General features: G+C 42.4%; 33 protein-coding genes and 1 pseudogene. 2 read left to right on the top strand and 32 right to left on the bottom strand.

Annotated features, from left to right (window positions below):
* Positions 1 to 191: 191 nt before the first annotated feature.
* Complete coding sequence (locus tag HGH90_RS22590; protein WP_248277047.1) at positions 192 to 602, top strand: DUF1573 domain-containing protein; 411 nt, start codon at positions 192 to 194, stop codon at positions 600 to 602.
* Between the two features lie 113 nt (positions 603 to 715).
* Positions 716 to 1,915, top strand: coding sequence for a pyridoxal phosphate-dependent aminotransferase (locus tag HGH90_RS22585; RefSeq protein ID WP_168765961.1), 1,200 nt, complete (start codon positions 716 to 718; stop codon positions 1,913 to 1,915).
* A 743-nt stretch (positions 1,916 to 2,658) separates the two neighbouring features.
* On the opposite strand, the gene carA is transcribed toward HGH90_RS22585, so the two are convergent.
* The 32 genes and pseudogenes from carA to rpsJ all read right to left on the bottom strand — a co-directional run bounded on the left by carA (position 2,659) and on the right by rpsJ (position 21,767).
* Complete coding sequence (gene carA, locus HGH90_RS22580) at positions 2,659 to 3,771, bottom strand: glutamine-hydrolyzing carbamoyl-phosphate synthase small subunit (protein ID WP_168765962.1); 1,113 nt, start codon at positions 3,769 to 3,771, stop codon at positions 2,659 to 2,661.
* A 137-nt stretch (positions 3,772 to 3,908) separates the two neighbouring features.
* The gene (locus HGH90_RS22575; protein ID WP_169191922.1) at positions 3,909 to 4,733 is read right to left on the bottom strand and encodes a hypothetical protein; all 825 of its coding nucleotides are present in this window, start codon (positions 4,731 to 4,733) and stop codon (positions 3,909 to 3,911) included.
* Between the two features lie 250 nt (positions 4,734 to 4,983).
* Positions 4,984 to 5,334: pseudogene (gene rplQ, locus HGH90_RS22570) on the bottom strand (50S ribosomal protein L17); the annotation flags it as partial.
* A gap of 114 nt (positions 5,335 to 5,448) precedes the next feature.
* Positions 5,449 to 6,444: a DNA-directed RNA polymerase subunit alpha gene (locus HGH90_RS22565; protein ID WP_079470750.1), complete on the bottom strand. Its 996-nt coding sequence runs from the start codon at positions 6,442 to 6,444 to the stop codon at positions 5,449 to 5,451.
* Positions 6,445 to 6,512: 68 nt separating this feature from the next.
* Positions 6,513 to 7,118 (bottom strand): 30S ribosomal protein S4, encoded by a 606-nt coding sequence (gene rpsD / locus HGH90_RS22560; protein ID WP_079470751.1) that lies wholly within the window; start codon positions 7,116 to 7,118, stop codon positions 6,513 to 6,515.
* A gap of 155 nt (positions 7,119 to 7,273) precedes the next feature.
* Positions 7,274 to 7,675: a 30S ribosomal protein S11 gene (gene rpsK, locus HGH90_RS22555; protein ID WP_079470752.1), complete on the bottom strand. Its 402-nt coding sequence runs from the start codon at positions 7,673 to 7,675 to the stop codon at positions 7,274 to 7,276.
* Positions 7,676 to 7,783: 108 nt separating this feature from the next.
* The gene (gene rpsM / locus HGH90_RS22550; RefSeq protein ID WP_079470753.1) at positions 7,784 to 8,164 is read right to left on the bottom strand and encodes a 30S ribosomal protein S13; all 381 of its coding nucleotides are present in this window, start codon (positions 8,162 to 8,164) and stop codon (positions 7,784 to 7,786) included.
* A 57-nt stretch (positions 8,165 to 8,221) separates the two neighbouring features.
* The gene (gene rpmJ / locus HGH90_RS22545; protein ID WP_073083232.1) at positions 8,222 to 8,338 is read right to left on the bottom strand and encodes a 50S ribosomal protein L36; all 117 of its coding nucleotides are present in this window, start codon (positions 8,336 to 8,338) and stop codon (positions 8,222 to 8,224) included.
* A gap of 70 nt (positions 8,339 to 8,408) precedes the next feature.
* Complete coding sequence (gene infA / locus HGH90_RS22540) at positions 8,409 to 8,627, bottom strand: translation initiation factor IF-1 (protein ID WP_012789309.1); 219 nt, start codon at positions 8,625 to 8,627, stop codon at positions 8,409 to 8,411.
* 147 nt (positions 8,628 to 8,774) lie between these two features.
* The gene (gene map, locus HGH90_RS22535) at positions 8,775 to 9,575 is read right to left on the bottom strand and encodes a type I methionyl aminopeptidase (protein ID WP_169191921.1); all 801 of its coding nucleotides are present in this window, start codon (positions 9,573 to 9,575) and stop codon (positions 8,775 to 8,777) included.
* Positions 9,576 to 9,714: 139 nt separating this feature from the next.
* Complete coding sequence (gene secY, locus HGH90_RS22530; RefSeq protein ID WP_145672620.1) at positions 9,715 to 11,058, bottom strand: preprotein translocase subunit SecY; 1,344 nt, start codon at positions 11,056 to 11,058, stop codon at positions 9,715 to 9,717.
* A 78-nt stretch (positions 11,059 to 11,136) separates the two neighbouring features.
* Positions 11,137 to 11,583, bottom strand: a complete 447-nt coding sequence (rplO, locus tag HGH90_RS22525) for a 50S ribosomal protein L15 (RefSeq protein ID WP_168741535.1) — start codon at positions 11,581 to 11,583, stop codon at positions 11,137 to 11,139.
* A 122-nt stretch (positions 11,584 to 11,705) separates the two neighbouring features.
* Positions 11,706 to 11,891, bottom strand: coding sequence for a 50S ribosomal protein L30 (gene rpmD / locus HGH90_RS22520; protein ID WP_145672625.1), 186 nt, complete (start codon positions 11,889 to 11,891; stop codon positions 11,706 to 11,708).
* Positions 11,892 to 11,990: 99 nt separating this feature from the next.
* Positions 11,991 to 12,509 carry a 30S ribosomal protein S5 gene (rpsE, locus tag HGH90_RS22515; protein ID WP_145672631.1) on the bottom strand — a complete coding sequence of 173 codons (519 nt, stop codon included), beginning with the start codon at positions 12,507 to 12,509 and terminating at the stop codon, positions 11,991 to 11,993.
* A 51-nt stretch (positions 12,510 to 12,560) separates the two neighbouring features.
* On the bottom strand, positions 12,561 to 12,914 hold the full coding sequence (gene rplR / locus HGH90_RS22510) for a 50S ribosomal protein L18 (RefSeq protein ID WP_168765966.1): 354 nt from the start codon (positions 12,912 to 12,914) through the stop codon (positions 12,561 to 12,563).
* A gap of 89 nt (positions 12,915 to 13,003) precedes the next feature.
* Entirely contained in the window at positions 13,004 to 13,558 is a 555-nt protein-coding gene (gene rplF / locus HGH90_RS22505; RefSeq protein WP_168765967.1) for a 50S ribosomal protein L6, read from the bottom strand.
* Positions 13,559 to 13,683: 125 nt separating this feature from the next.
* Complete coding sequence (rpsH, locus tag HGH90_RS22500) at positions 13,684 to 14,082, bottom strand: 30S ribosomal protein S8 (protein ID WP_169191920.1); 399 nt, start codon at positions 14,080 to 14,082, stop codon at positions 13,684 to 13,686.
* A gap of 118 nt (positions 14,083 to 14,200) precedes the next feature.
* On the bottom strand, positions 14,201 to 14,470 hold the full coding sequence (gene rpsN, locus HGH90_RS22495) for a 30S ribosomal protein S14 (protein ID WP_145672653.1): 270 nt from the start codon (positions 14,468 to 14,470) through the stop codon (positions 14,201 to 14,203).
* A gap of 20 nt (positions 14,471 to 14,490) precedes the next feature.
* Positions 14,491 to 15,066, bottom strand: coding sequence for a 50S ribosomal protein L5 (gene rplE, locus HGH90_RS22490; RefSeq protein ID WP_168741530.1), 576 nt, complete (start codon positions 15,064 to 15,066; stop codon positions 14,491 to 14,493).
* Positions 15,066 to 15,404, bottom strand: a complete 339-nt coding sequence (gene rplX / locus HGH90_RS22485; RefSeq protein WP_145672659.1) for a 50S ribosomal protein L24 — start codon at positions 15,402 to 15,404, stop codon at positions 15,066 to 15,068. Before rplX ends, rplE begins: the two co-directional genes overlap by 1 nt.
* Before the next feature lie 160 nt (positions 15,405 to 15,564).
* Entirely contained in the window at positions 15,565 to 15,933 is a 369-nt protein-coding gene (rplN, locus tag HGH90_RS22480; protein ID WP_079470765.1) for a 50S ribosomal protein L14, read from the bottom strand.
* A gap of 75 nt (positions 15,934 to 16,008) precedes the next feature.
* Positions 16,009 to 16,269 (bottom strand): 30S ribosomal protein S17, encoded by a 261-nt coding sequence (rpsQ, locus tag HGH90_RS22475; RefSeq protein ID WP_079470766.1) that lies wholly within the window; start codon positions 16,267 to 16,269, stop codon positions 16,009 to 16,011.
* A gap of 89 nt (positions 16,270 to 16,358) precedes the next feature.
* Positions 16,359 to 16,559 carry a 50S ribosomal protein L29 gene (gene rpmC / locus HGH90_RS22470; RefSeq protein ID WP_145672661.1) on the bottom strand — a complete coding sequence of 67 codons (201 nt, stop codon included), beginning with the start codon at positions 16,557 to 16,559 and terminating at the stop codon, positions 16,359 to 16,361.
* A gap of 67 nt (positions 16,560 to 16,626) precedes the next feature.
* A complete protein-coding gene (gene rplP / locus HGH90_RS22465; RefSeq protein WP_142685977.1) occupies positions 16,627 to 17,046 on the bottom strand; it encodes a 50S ribosomal protein L16 in 420 nt (139 codons plus the stop codon).
* A gap of 55 nt (positions 17,047 to 17,101) precedes the next feature.
* Positions 17,102 to 17,890 (bottom strand): 30S ribosomal protein S3, encoded by a 789-nt coding sequence (gene rpsC / locus HGH90_RS22460; protein WP_145672663.1) that lies wholly within the window; start codon positions 17,888 to 17,890, stop codon positions 17,102 to 17,104.
* A gap of 58 nt (positions 17,891 to 17,948) precedes the next feature.
* Complete coding sequence (rplV, locus tag HGH90_RS22455) at positions 17,949 to 18,296, bottom strand: 50S ribosomal protein L22 (RefSeq protein ID WP_089760310.1); 348 nt, start codon at positions 18,294 to 18,296, stop codon at positions 17,949 to 17,951.
* A 96-nt stretch (positions 18,297 to 18,392) separates the two neighbouring features.
* Positions 18,393 to 18,659 carry a 30S ribosomal protein S19 gene (gene rpsS / locus HGH90_RS22450; RefSeq protein WP_116976875.1) on the bottom strand — a complete coding sequence of 89 codons (267 nt, stop codon included), beginning with the start codon at positions 18,657 to 18,659 and terminating at the stop codon, positions 18,393 to 18,395.
* A 66-nt stretch (positions 18,660 to 18,725) separates the two neighbouring features.
* Positions 18,726 to 19,559, bottom strand: a complete 834-nt coding sequence (gene rplB, locus HGH90_RS22445; protein ID WP_169191919.1) for a 50S ribosomal protein L2 — start codon at positions 19,557 to 19,559, stop codon at positions 18,726 to 18,728.
* A gap of 86 nt (positions 19,560 to 19,645) precedes the next feature.
* Positions 19,646 to 19,945 (bottom strand): 50S ribosomal protein L23, encoded by a 300-nt coding sequence (gene rplW, locus HGH90_RS22440; RefSeq protein ID WP_145672670.1) that lies wholly within the window; start codon positions 19,943 to 19,945, stop codon positions 19,646 to 19,648.
* 66 nt (positions 19,946 to 20,011) lie between these two features.
* On the bottom strand, positions 20,012 to 20,650 hold the full coding sequence (gene rplD / locus HGH90_RS22435) for a 50S ribosomal protein L4 (RefSeq protein ID WP_168741526.1): 639 nt from the start codon (positions 20,648 to 20,650) through the stop codon (positions 20,012 to 20,014).
* A gap of 1 nt (position 20,651) precedes the next feature.
* Complete coding sequence (gene rplC / locus HGH90_RS22430) at positions 20,652 to 21,269, bottom strand: 50S ribosomal protein L3 (RefSeq protein ID WP_145672675.1); 618 nt, start codon at positions 21,267 to 21,269, stop codon at positions 20,652 to 20,654.
* 192 nt (positions 21,270 to 21,461) lie between these two features.
* On the bottom strand, positions 21,462 to 21,767 hold the full coding sequence (rpsJ, locus tag HGH90_RS22425; protein WP_012789286.1) for a 30S ribosomal protein S10: 306 nt from the start codon (positions 21,765 to 21,767) through the stop codon (positions 21,462 to 21,464).
* Between the last annotated feature and the right edge of the window lie 1,703 nt (positions 21,768 to 23,470).

The following is a 23,470-nucleotide window of genomic DNA, read 5'->3' as shown; positions in this document are numbered from 1 at the left end:
CTCATGGTTAAAGTACAAAAGTAAGGTTAATTATACAGTAGAAAAACGGGACGATTCTACCATTTAAAATAATCTGATTTTTTTTAATAAGATTTTAATAAATTGTAAGGTTTATAATACTTTTTGGCCGTAAATTTGTTCATACCAAGAAAGATATCAATATTTTTTAACGGTCGCATTAAAACCATCATATGAAAATGAAAAAATTTATCTTATCCCTGTTTGCGAGCATGCTGCTGACAACAGCACTGTGGGCTCAATCTGCACCAGCTCAGAATCCGACTGACACCAAAGTAAAGTTTGCCAAAGAAACTGTCGATTTTGGTAAAACTGATTTCAACAAACCAGTGACCGCTGATTTCGAATTCACCAACATTTCCAAAGAACCTGTACTGATCGAAGCTGCCCGCGCAAGCTGCGGTTGCACCACTCCGAAATGGACACAGGAACCTATTCTGCCTGGTAAAAAAGGTAAAGTTACTGCTACTTACAGCGCTAATAGCTTAGGCCAGCAGAACAAAACCATCTGGGTGAAATTCAGAGGTGTTGATCAGGATAAGGAACTGCACTTGACTGGTACAGTAAGTGCCGCCAACAAATAATCACCTCCCATAAAATATTAAAACCTTACAGCACAATGCTGTAAGGTTTTTTTGTTGCCTGTAGTATCCCCTATACTCCTATATTTGTACCGCAAAAGAATCAAAACAATTTTATGCCTACCATTAGCCAGAGAGGAGAGCAAATGCCGCCTTCTCCTATCAGAAAACTTGTCCCATTTGCGGAAGCAGCCAAGAAAAGAGGGGTTAAAGTATACCACCTGAACATCGGTCAGCCGGACATTGAAACACCCAAACCAGTACTGGATGCAGTACGTCATTCCGATTTTAAAATCCTGGAATACAGCCACAGCGCGGGTAATGAAAGCTATCGCCGTAAATTGGTGAGTTATTATGAAAGATTCAACATCTCTCTCCACCACAACCAGATCATTGTTACTACCGGTGGCTCTGAAGCCATAGTATTTGCATTCATGGCCTGCCTCGACCCGGGAGATGAGATCATTGTGCCCGAACCTTTTTACGCCAACTACAATGGCTTCGCAGTGGAAGCAGAAGTGAAGATTAAAACTATCACTGCCAGCATAGAAACCGGCTTTGCGTTGCCAGCGATGGCCGACTTTGAAAAAGCTATTACACCGCGTACCAAAGCTATTCTCATCTGTAATCCTAATAACCCTACCGGGTATCTTTATAGTAAAGAAGAGATGGAAGTGCTCAAACAGTTGTGTTTGAAACATAACCTGTTTCTCTTTTCAGATGAGGCTTACCGCGAATTTTGCTATACCGGTACCCATTTCTCCGCCATGAACCTAGAAGGAATGGAAGACAACGTTATCCTGATGGATACGATTTCCAAAAGGTACAGTGCCTGCGGCGGGCGTATAGGTGCGTTTGTTACCAAAAATCAAGCAGTACTGGATGCAACCATGAAATTTGCCCAGGCACGGCTGAGCCCACCTTCCTTTGCACAGATTGCCGGTGAAGCCGCGGTCGATCTGCCAGCTGATTATTTTGATGGCATCAAAGCGGAGTACATGAGTCGCCGTGATATATTGGTAAAAATGCTCAATAATATTCCAGGCGTATATTGCCCTAACCCGGGAGGCGCTTTCTATGCCATTGCCCGCCTTCCTATAGATGACACCGATAAATTCTGCCAGTGGATGCTGGAATCTTTTTCCCATGATGGTCAGACAGTGATGATGGCGCCGGCCACCGGCTTTTATGCTACCCCCGGATTGGGTAAAAATGAAGTACGGTTAGCCTATGTGCTTAATACCACAGACATTCGTCATGCAATGGTCTGCCTGGAAAAAGCATTGGAAATCTATCCTGGCAGAACTACCAAATAATTTTTTGCTGTAAAACCAGGTATAAGCGTTCTTAAAAGTGGCTAAAACATATTACAAATAAATTAATATATGTTTTTTAGAACAAAAAAGCAATTATTTAACACTATTCGCTTGGAATTTTCATGTTTTGTTTCGTATATTTGATACATAAATAACAACAACGACAAAAAATATTAAATTATAAAAATATTTACAAATACGATATCGGACAAAATCTAAACTTGTTTAAGAAAAATTTAACCTGCTTTATTTCTTACAACGTTTATTTGGTCCGACCTTTGACTCGTCATTACAAGAAAGATTTATCAATCTTCTGTAAAACTCAAAGAATAACTAAAACGTTTTAGCAAAATATCGTATTTTTGTATCAGTTTTTCATAACGTGGAATTTATAAAGGCAAACGGCTCTGATCACAGAGCCGTATTTTTTTTCCCAATATTCTCAATTTCTCTGTAAAACGTCTAAAACTTCCATTTTATCCCTTTATTCCAAAAATATTCCCCTTTTCGTTGACCTTTTTTCTATAATATTGTTATGTAATAAAACGGGCGAGAAAACCTACACCACATGTTGTAGTAATTTCGTTTGTTTTCATAACGTGGAATTTTAAAATGCAACGGTCCCGATTCTTCGGGACCGTTTCGTTTCTTGAGAAATAAAAATAAAAAGAGCGAAGACAAATGCGGTTAAACATTGTTCTTCGCTCAATAATATGAATGCTTTAGATCGCTTGAAAAATGACCTATGCTTTATGCGCTTTGATCATTTCAAAGAAATCATCGAACAGGTAGCGGCTATCAAATGGACCGGGGGTTGATTCCGGGTGATATTGTACGCTGAACGCAGGTTTATTTTTGATACGGATGCCTTCCACAGAATTGTCATTGAGATTAATGTGGGTTACTTCAACATTTTCGCTTGCTGCTACTGCTTTAGAATCCACCGCGAAACCATGGTTCTGCGTAGTAATTTCGCAAAGACCTGTTTTCAGGTTTTTAACCGGGTGATTCAGTCCACGGTGGCCATGGTGCATTTTATAAGTAGGAATGTCATTAGCCAGCGCCAGTAGTTGATGACCCAGGCAAATACCAAACATGGGTCTTTCCGCCGACAGGATCTTTTTCACGGTATCCACTGCATATGTCAATGGAGCCGGATCGCCGGGGCCATTAGAGATGAAATAGGCATGCGGTTTAAATTCTTCGCAAACTTCAAACGCAGTATCTGTAGGGAATACCTGTAGGTAAGCGCCCTTCTCAGACAGGCATTTCAGCATATTTCTTTTCACCCCGTTGTCCAGTACCGCAATGCGGATGTCGGCATTAGGATCCCCTACATTGTAGACCTCGGTAGTAGTTACATCTTTACACAGGGCCAGTCCTTCCATAGAAGGTACTTTTGCCAATTCTGCTTTCAGTTGTGCTACATCGAGGATAGCGGAAGAGATGATGCAATTCATGGCGCCTTTGCTGCGAATGTGGGATACAAGGGCACGGGTATCTACATCGTAAATAGCTACCAGGTTGTTATCGGTGAGGAACGTTTCCAGGGAAGCGTCTGCCATTTTCCTGGAATAGTTGTACGCGATATTTTTGGCGATCAAACCATTGATCTTTACACTGCTGCTCTCTACATCGTCCTTCTTGGTACCGTAGTTTCCGATGTAACAGTTGTTCATTATAAGTACCTGTCCTTTATAAGAAGGGTCCGTAAACACTTCCTGGTAACCCGTCATACCGGTATTGAAAGCTAATTCACCGGCAGCAGTGCCAATTTTTCCAAAAGCTTTTCCCTGAAAAACCGTACCGTCGTCTAACAGCAGTATGGCAGGTTGGATGGTTCTTGTCTGAGGCATTTCTGGTATCTGTCTTGTTTTATATTTTAAAAAAAACCTTCAAGGGTACAAAAAGCCCTGAAGGTTCGGATAAAAAACCGTGCAAAGGTATGAAATGCAACAGTTATTTACAGATTTTTTTTCCAGAAATTGATATGTTACTTAATTTTTACAGATTTTAACACCCGCTGTGCTACCTGGCGCCCGATTTCATCGTCGTCGCGATAGCTAATCTGTATTTGCCAGCGATTGCTGCCTTTGATCATTACCAGGTTACAAAATGCCAGCCGGATACCTCCTTTATACATATAATTTCCTTCTTCCAGGATGCCTTGTGTGCCTGAAATCAATACTGGTACTGACTTACATTGAACATCCGAGGCGTTTTCCTTTAACTGCATACTATTATGGGAGTCGGCAATGGCTTCATCCAGCGTATTGGTCACATTACTGAGATAGCTATACATATTAACTGCAATACGGATGCCTCCGCCATCTTCATTGCGATAACTTTTGGCATATTCAATCACTTTTGCCTCTTCTCCTTCCAGTGGCTGGTCATGTACCCATAACTTTACTGGCGTACTGATTTCCAGGGCCTGGCGACCAATAGTGGCCGTTTGCCAGCTGTTATACAAACTACCGGATGGTACTTTGGGATAAATAAACGTAAACACCGCTCTTTTTCCGAATAAGGTGCCGGTTACCGCCAGTAATGCAACGAAAATGCTTATAAATAAAAACACTTTTCCCCGGTTAGCGGACTCCCATTGACGCCGGGCCCAGGTGAATATGTTTGTTTTTTCCTTTTGGAGAGAGATGCCCACTTCCAAGACATATTCGGGAAATGAGGCCATCGGGCGATGCTTCCGCCAATCTGTATAGATGTTTGGCAGCTTTTTGCTGCAGGCGTCACAAAAAGTAAGGTATTCGGATTTCAGCGGGTTAGCGTGCCCACAGCTGTCGCAACGCAGGTATTTCATAGGACTATCATTATCTACTGTAATATTACGAAATATATACATTTATAAAGGCATAAAAAAGGACAAAGCCAGGCTTTGTCCTTTTTCTCGTATCGTTGATATAAGATTACTCAGCAGATTTTTCTTCTGTTGCAGTATCAGCAGCTTTAGTTTCAGTTGCATCTTCTGCAGCTTTCTTCTTAGCACCACCAGCACGACGAGTTTTCTTAGCAGCAGCTTTTTCTTCTGTTTTACCATAGATTTCGTTGAAATCTACCAGTTCAATCAGTGCAACTTCTGCGTTATCGCCCACACGTTTGCCTAATTTAATGATACGGGTGTAACCACCAGGACGGGTAGCTATTTTTTCACTGATCGTACCGAACAGTTCCTTGATAGCTTCTTTATCCTGCAGGTAGCTGAACACAATTCTACGGTTGTGGGTAGAATCGGTTTTGCCTCTTGTCAGCAGTGGTTCAACATACACACGCAGGGCTTTTGCCTTTGCCAGTGTAGTGGTGATACGTTTGTGGCTGATCAGTTCGCAAGCCAGATTAGACATCAGGGCTTTACGGTGAGAAGCAGTTCTGCTTAATTTGTTTAATTTAACTCCGTGACGCATGACATTTTGTTTTAGACCTTACACCGTGTCAGGAATTGCAAGGTATTGTTGATATAAAGCGGTTAAGCCAAAGCATCTGCGAGTTGCAAAGCTTTGGCTTAACACAAAAATTTACTATTCTTCTTCGAGCTTCAGTTTAGACAGATCCATACCGAAGTGCAGACCTCTTTCGCCTAATACCTGTTCAATTTCGCTGAGGGATTTTTGACCGAAGTTTCTGAACTTCATCAGTTCTTCCTGTTCGTATTGAACCAGTTCACTGAGGGAGTTGATTTTAGCTGCTTTCAGACAGTTGAATGCACGTACGCTCAGATCGAGATCTTCAAGTGGCGTTTTCAGTATCTTACGCAGTTGCAGTGTTTGTTCGTCTACTACATCTTCTTTTTCTGTATCCTTGGTGTCGAAGCTGATGTTTTCATCAGTAATGATCATCAAGTGCTGAATGAGGATGCGGGACGCTTGTTTTACCGCTTCTTCTGGGTGGATAGTACCGTCGGTGATCACCTCCATAACGAGCTTCTCATAGTCGGTTTTTTGTTCCACACGGGTATTTTCTATACTGTACTTTACGTTTTTGATGGGCGTAAAGATAGAGTCGATCGCGATGTAGCCAAATACTGCATCTTTGGGTTTGTTTTCCTCAGCCGGAACATAACCGCGGCCTTTACCGATAGTCAGTTCAATATCCAGCTTGGCAGAAGGATCCAGGGTGCAGATTAACAGCTCAGGATTCATGATCTGGAAAGCACTGGTGGCTTTTTCAATCATATCTGCACGGAATTCTGTTTTACCCTTGATCGACAGCGTGATCTTTTCGTTCGTTACATCACTCTCAGAGATTCTCTTGAAGCGAACCTGTTTCAGGTTCAGGATAATCTCAGTAACGTCTTCCGTAACACCTTTCAGTGTAGCGAACTCGTGATCTGCTCCTTCAATTTTAATACCCACAATGGCATAGCCCTCCAAAGAAGACAACAGTACGCGACGCAACGCATTACCGACAGTCACAGCATAACCTGGTTCTAATGGACGGAACTCGAATTGAGCTTCAAAGTCGGTAGACTTTTGCAATACGATCTTATCAGGTTTCTGGAAATTTAAAATTGCCATTGATATGATTGATTTATTTGTTAAATATGAGGTTAGTCCATGACCTGGGGCCATGGACTAATTATTTATTACTTAGAGTACAATTCTACGATCAGTTGTTCCTTGATATTTTCAGGAACGCTCTCTCTCTCAGGATAAGCAATGAATACACCTTTCATTTCTTTCTCATTCCAATCCAGCCAGCTGAATTTTGGATTTTTTCCACGAATAACGCTGGTCAGAGCAGAATTGTTTGCTGTTTTATTTTTCAGGCTGATAACATCTCCTGGTTTCAGTTGGAATGAAGGAGTGTTTACTACAATACCGTTAACGGTAACGTGTTTGTGAGAAACCAGCTGACGGGCAGCAGGACGGCTAGGAGCGATACCCAGACGGAAAACAGTGTTATCCAGACGGGCTTCCAGCAGTTTGATCAATACCTCACCGGCAACACCTTTTCTACGGGTAGCTTCGTCGAACAGGTTACGGAACTGGCGTTCCAGCAAGCCATAGGTATACTTAGCTTTTTGTTTTTCTCTCAGCTGCAGTGCGTATTCACCTAATTGTTTGCGTTTACGGTTAGCACCGTGCTGACCCGGAGGGTTGCTGTTTTTGCTTAAATACTTACCATTACCGAGAATGGGTTCACCAAAAATTCTGGAAATTTTGGTCTTTGGTCCTGTGTACCTTGCCATGATTTAAATATACTTTAGATTTTTTAGTTAATGATGCATGCTCTTCAAAAAATCTGAAAACCTGATCATGCACCCATTGTTAAATATTAAACTACAAAGTCCAGATACCAAATTTCGAAAGAAACCTGGTATCTGGATGCAGTGAATATATATTCCTATACTCTTCTCTTCTTGGGAGGACGGCAACCGTTGTGAGGTAAAGGCGTAACGTCTTTAATCATGTTCACTTCGATACCTGAGTTGGCGATTGCACGGATAGCGCTTTCACGGCCAGCTCCTGGTCCTTTAACAAAAACATCTGCTCTTTTCAGACCTGAGTCCATAGCTACTTTAGCAGCATCCTGTGCAGCCAGCTGAGCTGCATATGGAGTGTTCTTTTTAGAACCTCTGAAGCCCATTTTACCAGCAGAAGACCAGGAAATAACCTGACCATGCTTGTTGGTAATGCTCACGATGATGTTGTTAAAGCTGGCAGAGATATGAACATCTCCGTAGTTATCAACTTTTACTACTCTTTTCTTATTAGCAGCAGTTTTTGTATTATTTGCTTTTGCCATAATGATTTAAATTCCAAATATGAAATTCCAGATCCCAAATTTACACGACTCACGGCCATTGAAACCCCTCTGATTCGGAATTGGGATTTCAACCTGGGATTTTATTTATTATTTCTTAGTTGCTTTTTTCTTACCAGCCACTGTCTTACGCTTACCTTTACGGGTACGGCTGTTGGTACGTGTACGCTGACCTCTTACCGGTAAGCCTTTCCTGTGACGCAGACCGCGGTAGCAAGCGATATCCAGCAAACGCTTGATATTCATTTGTACTTCAGAACGCAGCTGACCCTCTACCTTGAACTCTCCGTTGATAATGTTACGGATGGCAGCTTGTTCATCATCATTCCACTCCCGCACCTTTTTATTTACATCAATTTCCGCCTTGTTCAGGATATATTGGGCGGTAGAACGGCCTATACCAAAGATATAGGTGAGGCCAATTTCTCCTCTTTTATTTTTAGGAAGATCTATACCGGCTATACGTGCCATATTTCTATTTTGATTTTATGATTCTGATTAAAAAATCAAATTCCGTTGGGGAATCGATTAACCCTGGCGTTGTTTAAAACGAGGATTCTTTTTGTTGATTACCAACAAAACACCTTTTCTACGAACTATTTTACAATCCGCACTTCTTTTTTTGATTGCAGCTCTTACCTTCATGATTATTACTTTATAAAAGGTTATGATATTTATTAAATTAAAAATCCAATCGCCTCTACCCTTTTCCGTCTTATTTGTATCTGAAAATTATACGGCCTCTTGACAAATCGTATGGGCTCATCTCTACGCCAACCTTATCTCCTGGTAGAATGCGTATATAGTGCATTCTCATTTTTCCAGAAATGGTGGCCAGGATCTCATGCCCATTTTCCAACTTTACACGGAACATAGCGTTCGACAAGGCTTCTAATATAATTCCATCCTGTTTAATGAGTGCCTGTTTTGCCATAAAAATTTTTAGGACTGCAAAGATAGCATTTATCTTTTGAAATAGAAAAATTTACCTCGATTATTATTATTATTGCCGATTTTTCCGTTAAAACCTACCTAATTTACCAATAAAACCCATTTGCATTAGAAAAATCCAAATGACGATTTAGTAATTTGAATTCAATTCAGGGTTATTTCTCTCTTCTCTTTCTATATCCACATAGGTAGATAATACATCTGCTTTCCCTTTTCCCACCGCTACTGTATGCTCAAAGTGAACAGATGGGCTACCATCACGGGTGGCAACTGTCCAGCCGTCCTCCAGGTATTCTACGTCCTTGGAGCGGAGATTAATCATAGGCTCGATGGCAATCACCAGACCTTCCTTCATTACGGGACCGCTACCACGCTTTCCGTAGTTAGGCACCTGGGGATCTTCATGCAAATGACGACCCAGGCCATGGCCTACCAATTCCCTTACCACACCATAACCACGCTCTTTCTCTGTATATTCCTGAATTGCGTAGGAGATATCTCCAATACGGTTGCCTATTACCGCCTTTTCAATCCCTTTGTACAAGGCAGCTTTGGTAGCAGTCATCAGCCGGAGTACATTCTCGGCTACGTTACCAATAGCGAAAGTATAGGCGCTGTCGGAGTGATAACCATTCATATACACGCCTACATCCACCGTTACGATATCACCGTCCTTCAGCACATATTGGTTAGGGATTCCATGCACCACCTCTTCATTCACTGAAATGCAGCAGGCGTTGGGGAAGCCCTTATAATTTTTAAAAGAAGGAGTAGCACCATTTTCGACAATAAACTTATCGGCAATAGCATCTACTTCCAGCGTGCTCATACCTGGTTTCAGGTTCCGGGCTACTTCAGCCAGGGCTGCACTCAGGAGCAAAGCACTTTTGCGCATCAACTCTATTTCTTCCTTCGTCTTATAATGAATCATACTTTCAGCTTTTAGCTGTTGGCTATCAGCTGTTAGGTAAAGCTAACAGCTAACGGCTTCTAAAATAATATAGCCACTAAAGCGTAAAAAGCTTCTGTGGCTATTTTATCGTTATTGTAACGATTTAACGTTCAATTACTTATGCATTAGCCGGGGCAGTTCTGCCTTTGATACGGCCGGTACTCATCAAACCATCGTAGTGACGCATGAGGAGTTGGCTTTCAATCTGTTGCAGTGTGTCCAGGATAACCCCCACCATGATCAGGAGGGAAGTACCACCAAAGAAGGTAGCAAAGTTACTGTTGACCTTGAAGGCAGCAGCGATACCTGGCATGATACCCACCAGTGCAAGGAAAAATGCCCCTGGCAAAGTGATACGGTCCATTACTGCACCGATATAATCGGCAGTAGCCTTACCAGGTTTAATGCCCGGAATGAAACCGTTGTTACGTTTCATTTCATCTGCCATCTGAGTTGGGTTGAAAATCAACGCGGTATAGAAATAAGTAAATACAATCACCAATACAGCGTAGATCAGGTTATACCAGCCATTAGTGTGGTCACTAAAGATGCGGATAAAGCCGGAAGCACTTTCAGAAGAAGTAGCAAAGCCTATCGCAGTAGCCGGGATAAACATAATCGCCTGGGCGAAGATGATAGGCATTACACCAGCTGCATTCACTTTCAGTGGGATGAACTGACGTACGCCACCATATTGTTTATTACCTACAATACGTTTAGCATAGTTTACTGGTATCTTTCTTGTACCCTGTACCAGGAGGATCAGACCTACGGTGATCAGGATGAAGATAGCAATTTCAATGAGGAACAGGATCGGTCCACCCGCTTCACCTGCCACCTTACTGGAAAACTCAGCGACCAGGGCTTGTGGCAAACGGGCAAGGATACCCATCATGATGATAATGGAAGTACCATTACCAATACCTTTATCTGTGATCTTTTCACCGAGCCACATTACGAACAGGGTACCTGCAGTAAGTACAACTGTAGTAGAGAGCCAGAAGAAGAAGGTGCCATATTCAGCGATAATAGCGCCACCGGATTGATTACGCAGGTAGGCTACATAAGCGCTGGCCTGGAAACCCGTTACGATTACGGTGAGATAACGTGTAAACTGGTTAATTTTTTTGCGGCCACTTTCCCCCTCTTTCTGCAGCTTCTGGAAGTAAGGAACTGCTATCGTCAGTAACTGGATAGCAATTGAAGCAGAGATGTAGGGCATAATACCCAATGCAAAGATCGAAGCCCTTGAAAATGATCCACCCGCAAACATGTTCACCAGTCCCAGGATACCCTGATTAGAATTTTTCTCAAAGTTGGTCAGTGCGTTTGCATCAATGCCAGGCAAAGCGATATAGGATCCTAATCTGTAGATGAGGACCAGGAGCAGGGTGGTCAGGATGCGGTTACGCAAATCCTCAATACTCCAGATATTCTTAATCGTTTCGATAAATTTCTTCACAGGAAGATAAAGGTTTAATAGCGCTATTAAATATGAAAAGACGCACTACTCCGTAGGCGTCTCCTCAGTCGTAAAGTCTTATACCAGTTCTACTGATCCACCTGCTGCTTCGATGGCCTGCTTAGCTTTTTCGCTGATTGCGTTTACTTTAACAGTCACTTTAGCTTTGAGTTCTCCGTTAGCGAGAATTTTAACTTTAGCTGTTCTGTTAATCAGGCCGTTCATGAACAGGTTTTCCAGATTAAACTCCTCGAGGCCATATTTCTCAACTAAATGATCCAGCTGACCCAGGTTGAAGATTGTGTATTCTTCACGGTTATTATTTTTGAAACCGCGTTTAGGCATACGGCGTTGGATTGGCATCTGGCCACCTTCGAAGCCTTTCTTGCTAGCATAACCAGCACGTTGCTGGATACCTTTGTTACCTTTTGTAGAGGTACCACCTTTACCGGAAGCCTCACCACGTCCAAGACGTTTTTCTTTATGTACAGCGCCTTGTGCAGGCTGTAATGAATGCAGATTCATAAAATTAATTGTTTTTACTTGCGCGGAAATTAACCGCTCGCTTATTCTAAAATAAAAATGGTAAAGTCACAAATGTAAAGGTAAGATTATCAGCAGACAATCCCACAGCAGTGTTACTTTAATTAAGCGTTCACTGTTTCTACCGATACAAGGTGATTAACTTTACGGACCATTCCGAGGACTTGAGGAGTTGCCTCTACTTCCACAGTAGCGTGCATCTTAGTCAGGCCCAGTGCCTTCAAGGTCAGTTTCTGCCTTTCAGGACGGTCTATACCACTTTTCACTTGAGTGATCTTAATCTTTGCCATAAACCCCTATCCGCTTAAAGGCGGAGTAATTTAATTGTTAATGAATTATTTTCAAAATTTCCCAATGGAAAATATGGTCCTCTGTACGAGGAACATGACTTATCCGTTGAAAACTTTCTTCAGGGAAACGCCTCTGGTTTTAGCGATACCGATTGGTTCGCGTAATAAACCCAGTGCTTTGAAAGTAGCTTTCACCACGTTGTGTGGGTTAGCGGAACCTAAAGATTTAGCCAGAACGTCTGTTACACCAGCGCTTTCCAGCACTGCACGCATAGAACCTCCAGCGATTACACCAGTACCATGGGCAGCTGGTTTAATCAGTACTTTGGCAGCACCTTCTTTAGCAAACTGATCGTGAGGAATAGTACCGTGCATAACAGGAACCTTGATCAGGTTTTTCTTAGCATCGTCTATGCCTTTAGTGATCGCCTGCTGTACTTCTTTAGCTTTACCAAGACCGTGACCTACCACGCCGTTTTCGTTACCTACAACAACCAGTGCGGAGAAACTAAAAGTACGACCGCCTTTAGTGGTTTTAGTAACACGGTTGATCGCCACTACTTTTTCTTTCAGCTCCAGATCACCAGCCTTTACTTTATTGAATGAATTCTTTGCCATTTTATTTTATAAGAATTACTTGTTCAGAATTATAAGATTCGGACTTCGTGATTAAAACTGAAGACCACCTTCTCTTGCTCCGTCAGCTACGCTTTTCACGCGGCCATGATATAAATAACCGCTTCTATCGAATACGCAGGTAGTTAAGCCCAGTGCAATTGCTTTAGCAGCCAGTGCTTTACCAACCAGTACAGATTTCTCGGATTTAGTTCCTTGCTGAGCTTTGATGTCCTTATCACGGGAAGAAGCTGAAGCCAGGGTAGTGCCATTGGTATCATCTATCAATTGCACGTAGATATCGCTATTACTGCGAAATACAGACAATCTTGGCTGCTGTGCAGTACCGGAGATTTTCTTACGGATGCGGTAGCGGATTTTCTGTCTCCTGTTAACTTTTGTGCTCATTTTGAGTTTTATTTTATAATCCCGATGCTGCCGGGATTTTGTTAAAACTGGCTAACCAGCTGAACCAGCTGACTAGCCAATTAAAAATTTTATTTACCAGCTGATTTACCAGCTTTCTTACGTACCACTTCATCACTGTAGCGAACACCTTTACCTTTGTAAGGCTCTGGTTTACGCAGGCTACGGATTTTAGCCGCTACCTGACCCAGTAATTGGTTATCGATACCTTCCAGCATGATTTTAGGGTTCTGACCTTTTTCAGTGAGGGTAGCAACCTTCAGTTCCTGCGGAATTTCGAAGATGATATTATGAGAATAACCTAAAGACAGATCGAGTAACTGGCCATTGTTAGCGGCTTTATAGCCCACACCCACCAGTTCCAGTTGCTTTTTAAAGCCTTCAGTAACACCCTGAACCATGTTAGCCAGCAATGCACGGTATAAACCGTGGAGGGCTTTGTGACGGATTTGTTCAGTTGGGCGAACAACGGTTAAAACACCGTCTTTCACCTCAATTTTCATTTCCCGGTCGATGCTCTTTTTCAGTTCACCTTTAGGGCCTTTTACAGTTACTTCATTGGCAGGAGAAACAGTTACTGTTACACCGCTGGCCAATTTAATAGGACTTTTACCTATACGAGACATAACTTTAATTTAAAGTTGTTTGATATTGATGTACCGGTTATCCGTGTTCAGCGCCGTATAGAGAGCTTAATTGTCAGATAACTTAAGTGATTGACTGGTTGAGCAACAACCAGTCAATCAATATATTAATAGATGTAGCAAACTACTTCGCCACCTACGTTTTGAGTTTTTGCTTCTTTATCGGTCATTACACCTTTAGAAGTAGAGATGATTGCCACGCCTAAACCGTTCTTCACGCGCTTAAACTCTTCTGGTTTAGCGTACTGACGCAGACCTGGGCGGCTGATGCGTTGTAATTCTTTGATAGCGGGCTCTTTAGAGATAGGATCATACTTCAAGGCGATTTTGATAACGCCTTGTTTGTTGTCCTCTTCGAATTTGTACTTCAGGATATAACCTTTATCGTACAGAATTTCTGTAATACGTTTTTTCAGCTTGGAAGCCGGAATTTCCACAATCCTGTGGGTGGCCATTTGCGCGTTCCGGATACGTGTCAGGAAGTCTGCTATTGGATCAGTAACCATTGTTGAAATAGTTTGATAATGTTTACAATGCGATATCCAATCGTAATAAGATGGGAATCAAATAACTTTCATTCGGTGATATGAGGGATCCGGTAAGCCGGTTACTCAGATCATTCAATTACCAGCTGGCTTTTCTTACGCCAGGGATTTTACCTGCGAGTGCCAGGTCACGGAACATGTTCCTGCAGAGACCAAAGTGGCGCATGTATCCTTTAGGACGACCGCTCAGTTGGCATCTGTTTTTCAGACGAACAGGAGAAGCATTTTTTGGAAGTTGATCCAGTGCAGCGTAGTCACCGGCAGCTTTCAGGGCAGCACGCTTTTCTGCGAATTTTGCTACCATAGCTTCTCTTTTCCTTTGTCTGGCTTTTACGGATTCTTTTGCCATAATTATATTATCGTTTCGATTTACTGATTATCTTTTTTCATACCCTTGAACGGCATACCCATTTCCTTCAGGAGCTCGTAAGCTTCTTCGTTGGTGTTTGCAGTAGTAACGAAAGTGATATCCATACCGGACATTTTAGTTACTTTATCGATATCGATCTCAGGGAAGATGATTTGTTCTGTGATACCCATAGTATAGTTACCACGACCGTCAAAAGCTTTTTCGTTAACGCCTTTGAAGTCACGTACACGAGGGAGAGATACAGCGATCAAACGGTCCAGGAAGTCATACATATTAGTGCTGCGTAAAGTTACACGTGCACCGATAGGCATGTTCTTTCTGAGTTTGAAGTTGGAGATATCCTTTTTAGACAGGGTAGCGATAGCTTTCTGACCAGAGATACGGGTCATTTCATCTACTGCGATGTCTACCAGTTTCTTATCACCTACTGCACCGTTAATACCCTGGTTCAGGCAAATTTTTACCAGGCGAGGAACCTGCATGACACTTTTGTAGTTGAATTTCTTCATCAGTGCAGATTTTACTTCCTCTTGGTATTTCTTCTGCAGTCTCGGAGTATATTTTGTGTTTGACATTATTTAATTTCCTCCCCTGATTTTTTAGCGATACGAATTAATTTACCGTTTTCTCTCTTTCTGCTTACTTTAGTAGGTTTACCAGCTTTGGCATCCCACAGCATTACGTTAGAGATCGCAATTGGAGCTTCCTGCTTAACAATACCACCTTTGGTATTCTGAGCGGTAGGCTTAGTGTGCTTGGTAATAATGTTAACGCCTTCTACAAGAATGCGGGCTTTGTCAGGCTGAACTTCCAGCACTTTGCGAGCTTTGGTTCTGTCCTTGTCATCACCGGCAATTACCGCAACCAGGTCGCCCTTCTTAATGTTGAATTTAGGCTTAAATCTAGTTTTCATTACTTTGATTTATTTATAAACGCCAAGCGAAACAGTTGTTTCGCTTGATTAATGTTTTTTCTCGTTCTGCAAACGGGCTGCAAAGATAAGAAATATTTATGAATTTTGGGATTCTGGAAATTTTAAGAAAATTTCCAGAATCCCTCCATCGACAATAATATTATAATACCTCAGGAGCGAGGGAGATAATTTTCATATAACCCTTGTCTCTCAGCTCACGGGCAACCGGACCGAAAATACGGGTACCGCGAGGTTCGTCTGAGTTATTGAGCAGTACAACTGCGTTATCGTCGAAGCGGATATAAGAACCGTCTTTACGACGTAATTTGTTTTTAGTTCTTACGATTACAGCTTTAGTAACCATACCTTTCTTCACACCACCACCAGGCATTGCGTCCTTAACGGTTACTACAATCTTATCGCCTACGCCAGCGTAGTCCTGACCGGAGTTACCCAATACGCGGATGCAAAGTACTTCTTTAGCACCGCTGTTATCAGCTACACTCAGTCTTGATTCTTGTTGTATCATCGAAATGAGATTTGATATTGTTTAGTCAGCGGCTGTAACCGGGGTAGCCGGATGCAGCTTGAAACAAATAAATAATTATTTTACTTTAGCGATTACTTCTACCAGTCTCCAGCATTTGTTTTTGCTCAGAGGGCGGGTTTCCGCGATTTTCACGGTATCGCCGATGCTGCACTCGTTTTTATCGTCGTGCGCCATGAACTTGGTAGTTTTTTTCACGAACTTACCATAGATCGGGTGCTTTACCTTACGCTCCACCTTAACGGTAATGGTTTTATCCATTTTGTTGCTGGCAACCACACCAATCCTGGTTTTTCTTAATTTTCTTTCGGTCGTCATTGTTGAAAGTATTTAACCCTCCGTAAAGAGGTCCTATTTTGTTATACTAATGCTATTCAGCAGCCCCGGGTGTTACCGGGACTGAAGATTTAGAAGCCCAGTTGTCTTTTACGCAGTTCGGTACTCATCCGAGCGATATCACGTCTTACAGCGCGGATGCTCATTGGATTTTCGATTGGCGTAATTGCGTGACCAAAGGTCATTTTTTTCAAGCGGAGTTTTTCTGCAGAGATTTTCTCTTTCAGATCTTGCTCGCTCAGGCCTTTCAGTTCCAGCTTTTCTTTTGCCATTGTATTGAATTTGATTCGGTTAGCTGCCGGAGCAGGTTACCGGATTTTTAGATATTGATACCTGTAATTAAGCTACGTAGTCGCGGCTGGTTACAAATTTTACTTTAATGGGCAGTTTTTGTGCTGCGAGTTCCATTGCTTCTTTAGCTACCTGTAAAGGAACGCCATCCGCTTCAAATAAAATTCTACCTGGTTTTACTACTGCTGCCCAATGGTCAGGAGCACCTTTACCTTTACCCATCCTCACTTCCAAAGGCTTAGCTGTGATAGGTTTGTCAGGGAATATGCGGATCCATACGTTACCTTCACGTTTCATGTGCCTTGTCAGCGCAACGCGGGCAGCTTCGATCTGCCTGTCGGTGATCCATTTAGGTTCTAATGCTTTAAGACCGAAAGTACCAAAGGAGAGGGTAGCGCCTCTTTTAGCGTTCCCTTTGATGCGGCCTTTGTGCATCTTCCTGTGTTTCGTTCTTTTTGGCTGTAACATCGTCTATGTTGTTAATGTTAATAGTAATTGTTAATGTCTGTTCTACCGCCAGATACTATCTGCGGCCACCGCCACGGTTATCTCCACCGCCTCTTCTGTCACCACCACGGTTGTCTCTGCGTTCGCCGTGATGTTCTCTTCTTTCACCACCATGACCAGTACCACGGTTATCACCTTCTTTACCGGTTAAAACGTTCGGGTTGAGGTCGCGTTTGCCCAGTACTTCACCTTTACAGATCCATACTTTGATACCGATTTTACCGTATACGGTTAAAGCGAACAGGGAAGCGTAATCGATGTCCATACGGAAAGTATGTAATGGAGTACGACCTTGTTTCATTTCTTCGGAGCGGGCAATTTCAGCACCACCTAAACGGCCGCTGATTTTTACCTTGATACCTTCTGCGCCCATTCTCAGTGCGGTAGCAATCGCCATTTTGATAGCACGTTTGTAGTTGATACGGCTTTCAATTTGTTTTGCGATTGTTTCAGCAACGATGTTAGCATCCATTTCAGGACGACGGATCTCCAGGATGTTGATCTGTACATCTTCCTTACCTGTCAGCTTTTTCAGTTCTTCCTTGATGCGATCAACTTCGTTACCGCCTTTACCAATGATGATACCAGGCTTAGATGTATGAACAGTGATGATTAACTTACCTAAAGTTCTTTCGATCACAACTCTTGAAATGCCGCCTTTGTTGATACGTGCATTCAGATAAGTTCTGATCTTATTATCTTCGATCAGTTTGGTCGCAAAATCTTTTTTGCTGCCATACCAATTAGAGTCCCATCCTCTGATGATACCTAACCTGTTACCAATAGGATTTGTTTTCTGACCCATGTTCTGGTTATTTGTCTATTAGTTTAATAGTTTTGTTTCTATCTCGTTTCCGCACTAATTATTGTGCTTTGCTGTCCACTACAATTGTTACGTGGTTACTTCTCTTGCGGATTCTGTAACCTCTTCCCTGTGGAGCTGGGCGCATTCTTTTCAGTGTGCGGCCGCCGTCAACAAAAATAGTTTTAACGATCAGGTTAGCATCTTCTACCCTTGCACCTTCATTCTTCACTTTCCAGTTAGCGATCGCAGATACCAGCAGTTTTTCTAAAGGTACGCTTGGGTGCTTCGGATGGAATTTCAAAATATTCAAAGCCTTTTCTACATCCAGACCACGAATTAAGTCTGCCAGCAAACGCATTTTGCGGGGAGATGTAGGATTATTATTCAGCTTAGCTACTGCTTCCATTGTTATTAATTTCTTTTATTATTAGGTGTCTGATGTCTGCTGTTTGATCTATTGGTTTGAAACCGATACTTCAAACCTCAAACCTCAGACTATAATTTACATTTTCTTGTTAACGTGTCCTCTGAAGTTACGTGTAGGTGCAAATTCGCCCAGTTTATGACCAACCATAAATTCTGTTACATAAACAGGAATGAATTTGTTGCCATTGTGAACTGCGAAAGTGTGACCAACGAAATCAGGCGTGATAGTAGAACGACGGCTCCATGTCTTGATAACAGTACGTTTGGTGCCGGCATTCATTTTTTCAACCTTAGTTTCTAATTTCTGGTCTACGTAAGGACCTTTTTTTATGGAACGAGCCATGTCTTACTGATTTATGATTTTTCAAACCCGGGATCTGGTATTACTACCGGAGCCCGGATTCAGAAATTATAATTTTTTACCGTTTTTTCTGCTAATGATCAGCTTATCAGAACTCTTATGCGGTTTTCTGGTTTTCAGGCCTTTCGCATATTTACCAGTTCTGGATCTTGGATGGCCTCCGGAAGATTTACCTTCACCACCACCCATTGGGTGATCTACAGGGTTCATCGCCACACCACGGTTGCGAGGGCGGATACCTCTCCAGCGATTCGCACCAGCTTTACCGATGGATTGCAGGGCGTGATCGGAGTTAGAAACAGTACCTACAGTAGCTTTACAAGTATTCAATACTTTACGCAGCTCACCGGAAGGCATTTTCAGTACAGCATATTTTTCTTCCTTGTTGGACAGTTGAGCATAAGCGCCGGCGCTTCTTGCGATAGCACCACCTTTACCAGGTTGCAGCTCAATGTTGTGTACAACAGTACCCAGCGGCATGTTCTTCAGTGGTAAGGCGTTACCTACTTCAGGAGCTACATCGGTGCCACTGATAACGATACCACCTACCTGTAAGCCCTGAGGAGCGATGATGTAACGTTTTTCACCATCTGCATAATTCACCAGTGCGATGAATGCGCTACGGTTTGGATCGTATTCGATAGTTTTTACGGTAGCAGGAATATTTTCCTTATCACGTTTGAAATCAATTACACGGTATTGTTTCTTGTGACCACCACCGATGTAACGCATGGACATTCTACCCTGTGCGTTTCTACCGCCGGTTCTCTTAATGGGTTCCAGCAGGCTTTTTTCCGGGGTATCCGTAGTCAGCTCAGCATAAGCGTTGCCTATTTTCCAGCGGGTACCGGCCGTCATTGGTTTGAACTTCTTCAGTGCCATTACTTCCTAAAAAGTTAAATGTTATTAAAATATAAATCGTGATCTGTATATACATCCACATCCCGGCTGTTCAGGCCGGAAAGGCACTACATGTTAGCATACAGATCTATAGTTTCACCAGCTGCAATGGTAATAATCGCCTTTTTGTAAGACGGTTTTTTACCTGCGATGAAACCGGCTTTAGTAAAGCGGAATTTAGCTTTACCTGGCATTACAGCAGTATTTACATCTGCTACGGTTACGCCGTAAAATTCTTCCACTGCTTTTTTGATCTCCAGTTTGTTGGCTTTTTTGTCAACGATGAAGTAGTAGCGGTTGAATTTATCGGTTGCTTTGTTAACCTTTTCGGATACCACCGGTTTGATTAAAACGTCAGAAAGTTTCATTTCTTTATTAGCTTTTAGCTATTAGCGTTCAGCTCTTAGCTTGTTTTGTTAATTGTTTTTGACATCTTATGCTTCTGCCGGCTCTTCCGTGAAGATTTTAGCAGCGCTCTCTGTAAACACGATGTAATTGCTGTTCATGATGTCATAAGTGTTGATATCACTCAGAACGGTACCGTCTACAGTTGGGATGTTTCTTAAAGACAGGTAAACATTGTCGTTGTATTCAGGCGTGATGAACATAGTCTTTCTGCCTTCAACGTTGATGTTCAGGTTCTTCAGGAAACCAACGAACTGTTTGGTTTTTGGCGCTTCCAGTTGCAGATCTTCAACGATGATGATGCTGTTTTCCTTAGCTTTTACTGACAGGGCGGAGATCTTAGCGAGATCTTTCACTTTTCTGTTCAGTTTGAAGCCCCAACCATGAGGTTTTGGTCCGAAGATGGTACCACCACCTTTATACAGTGGGTTACGGATGTTACCTTTACGGGCGCCACCGGTACCTTTTTGTTTGTGTAATTTGCGGGAAGCACCTTTTACTTCAGCTCTGGTTTTTACCTTGTGGGTACCCTGACGCTGAGCAGCGAGGTATTGTTTAACAGCCAGGTAGATAACGTGGTTGTTAGGTTCAACACCAAAGATCTCCTCAGGAAGCTCAATGGATCTTCCGGTTTTCTTTCCTTGTATATTTAAAATATCTACTTGCATGTTACTTCTGGATTAAAACGATTGAACCATTGTGGCCGGGAACGGAACCACTTACCAGGATATAATTCTTTTCAGGGAATATTTTCACGATCTTCAGACCTTTCACTTTCACTCTTTCATTACCTGTCTGGCCGGCCATACGCATACCTTTAAATACGCGGGAAGGATAGGAGGATCCACCAACAGAACCGGGAGCTCTGCTTCTGTCGTGCTGGCCGTGGGTAGCTTCACCCACACCGCTGAATCCGTGGCGTTTTACAACACCCTGGAAACCTTTACCTTTGGAAGTGCCTACTACGTCGATTGTTTCGCCTTCTGCGAAGATTTCGCAGGTGATAGATTCACCGAGGGCTTTCTGTACGTCCGGATTACGGAGTTCTTTAACGTAACGTTTGGGAGAAGTGCTTGCTTTCGCGAAGTGATTGCTTTCTGCTTTAGTGGTGTGCTTTTCTTTCTTTTCACCGAAAGAAACCTGAATTGCATTGTAACCATCTGATTCCAGGGTTTTTACCTGGGTTACAACGTTGGGACCTGCTTCGATAATGGTAACAGCAGTTTGTTTACCATTAGCTTCGAAGATACTGGTCATACCAATCTTTTTGCCAATAATACCTTTCATTTTTATATGATTTTACCCAGCGCCTGGGGGATTTCTAGCTATCCCCAGGATAGGCGGTTTAAATACATTTATTGGGTGGTCGCCCAGAAGGCGCGACCTATGTTTGTTTGTTAAAATTGTTATACTGTTGAAAATCAACAGTATAACCATAAATCAATTAAAGGCCGGCCTTTTGCCTGCCTTGCTGTTGTCCTATGCTTTAATTTCAACTTCTACTCCGGAAGGTAAATCGAGCTTGCTCAGCGCGTCTACAGTTCTGGAAGAAGACGTGTAAATATCCAGTAAACGTTTGTGAGTACACAGTTGGAACTGCTCGCGCGCTTTCTTGTTAACGTGCGGAGAACGCAATACTGTAAATATTTTCTTCTCGGTAGGTAAAGGAATTGGACCTGTTACCACGGCACCCGTGTTACGCACGGTTTTAACGATCTTCTCAGCAGACTTGTCTACCAGGTTATGATCGTAGGACTTCAGCTTGATTCTTATTCTCTGAGACATATGCAATGAACTTCTTCTTAGTTTTTTCCCAATACAATTTGGGAGGGCAAAGGTAACCCGTTTTTTCTATTTGGCAAATAATTCTCAGAAAAAAATGAAAGATACCGGGCGAGAGGCTAGCTCCGGCGGCAGTTGGAAGGTAGATGGAGTGCGGTCATTTGGGCAATAAGGCTTCAGAAAACATTCATTGTGTGTGTGTTAAGCCTTAAGGTAACTTCACATGCTCGTTTTGACAAATATAGGAAAACAAATTTCAAAACCAAAAAAGAGAAAAATTTCTTTCCCTTTTTTTTCGGCAGATTAATAAAAAGATGTTTGCAACAGCTCTTGGAAGCGCTGTCCCGGGATTTTCTGAATGGCCTGGCCCGCTTTTCAAAAAAGCTCATACCACTTACCAAAAGTAAGCATCCAGGTGCACCTGGATGCTTAACATACGACTTAACAGGCCAATACTAAAAGAGGGTACCCCGCTCTCCGGAATACCCTCTTTTAATAATTAAAGTGGCTCAATGAGCACAGTGGTCAAGCCCCACTGATTACAGCGGTAAACCGCCGCCGATACCACCTAACAATGATTTTACTAATCCTAAGATTAATGCCAGCAGTTGATTCAGTAAATCCATGGAAAAAGGTTTTTATAAGATATTGCCTACTCTATTACCTGGTTTTCGGCTATTCCCAGTTGTTATTCAGTTAACAGGAACTAAATTAAAGTCAATCATGCAATAAACATACGTTCATTTTATTCATTCCAACCGCTTTTATCAATGCTGTTCATTGGGCTACCACAGCCAACTCGAAGGGATATGCCAGATATAAAAAAGCTGTTCTTTTCAGAACAGCTTTCAGGATGATGTTTGTAAGGGAAATAGCATCACATTCATGTGGAATCATCCCTTACCGGGGAAAATCTTACAGACCTCCCAGCAGAGATTGGAGCAGTGCAACGATAGTTGCCAGCAGTTGATTCAGTAAAGCCATAAGATAGTTTTTACTTCGGGTTACACCTACTCTCTTGCTTTGGTTTTCGGCAATCCCAATGCGCACCTGCTTTTGGTGCAGACCGAAATTAAAACGTATTGTGTGAATTCCGTTCGTTCATTTTGTTCAGTTCGGCTTCCTCATCTTTCATTGTTCATTTCTTTATGCTGTTACATGATCTGCATGGTTCAGTATTAACATGCTTTAACTAAAAAAGCTCCGGTGACTACCGGAGCTTTTTAGTTAAAAAGATAGGCGGGATATTTTACGAATGCTACCAGACACCCAACCGTGAAACTGAAAGACAAGAGCGTGTCTGTCCGTATTGCCACACCGTTGTATCAGCATCCTGGCGTGAACTGAGCAGCATATCATCATCCCGGTGCATAGCACCAATAAATTCAGAGGCCTCCCAACGAAGATGTAAGCAGGGCAATTAAGCCTTTCAGGAAGGTGTTCAAGGCATCGAGAATCATAACTTCATGTTTTCATTTATGCCTACTCTGTTATTGGTTTTCGGCAATCCCATCTGGAAAAATCATTGCGTAACAATGAGAATTACAGCGCTGCACCTGCAACGATAGCAACGAATTTGAGTACTGCGGCGAGTATTGAGCTCAGCATACCGGATAGTTTATTCGTTTAATGCCTACTCTTTCCAGGGTTTTCGGCAATCCCCTTGCCCACAACTTTGTAGACAGATTACTAAAATAATGGGTTCT

Origin of the sequence: Chitinophaga sp. Ak27 (assembly GCF_012726295.1) — a bacterium.
In the GTDB taxonomy this organism is placed as follows: Bacteria; Bacteroidota; Bacteroidia; order Chitinophagales; family Chitinophagaceae; genus Chitinophaga.
This window is presented reverse-complemented; position numbering and strand designations above follow the sequence as displayed.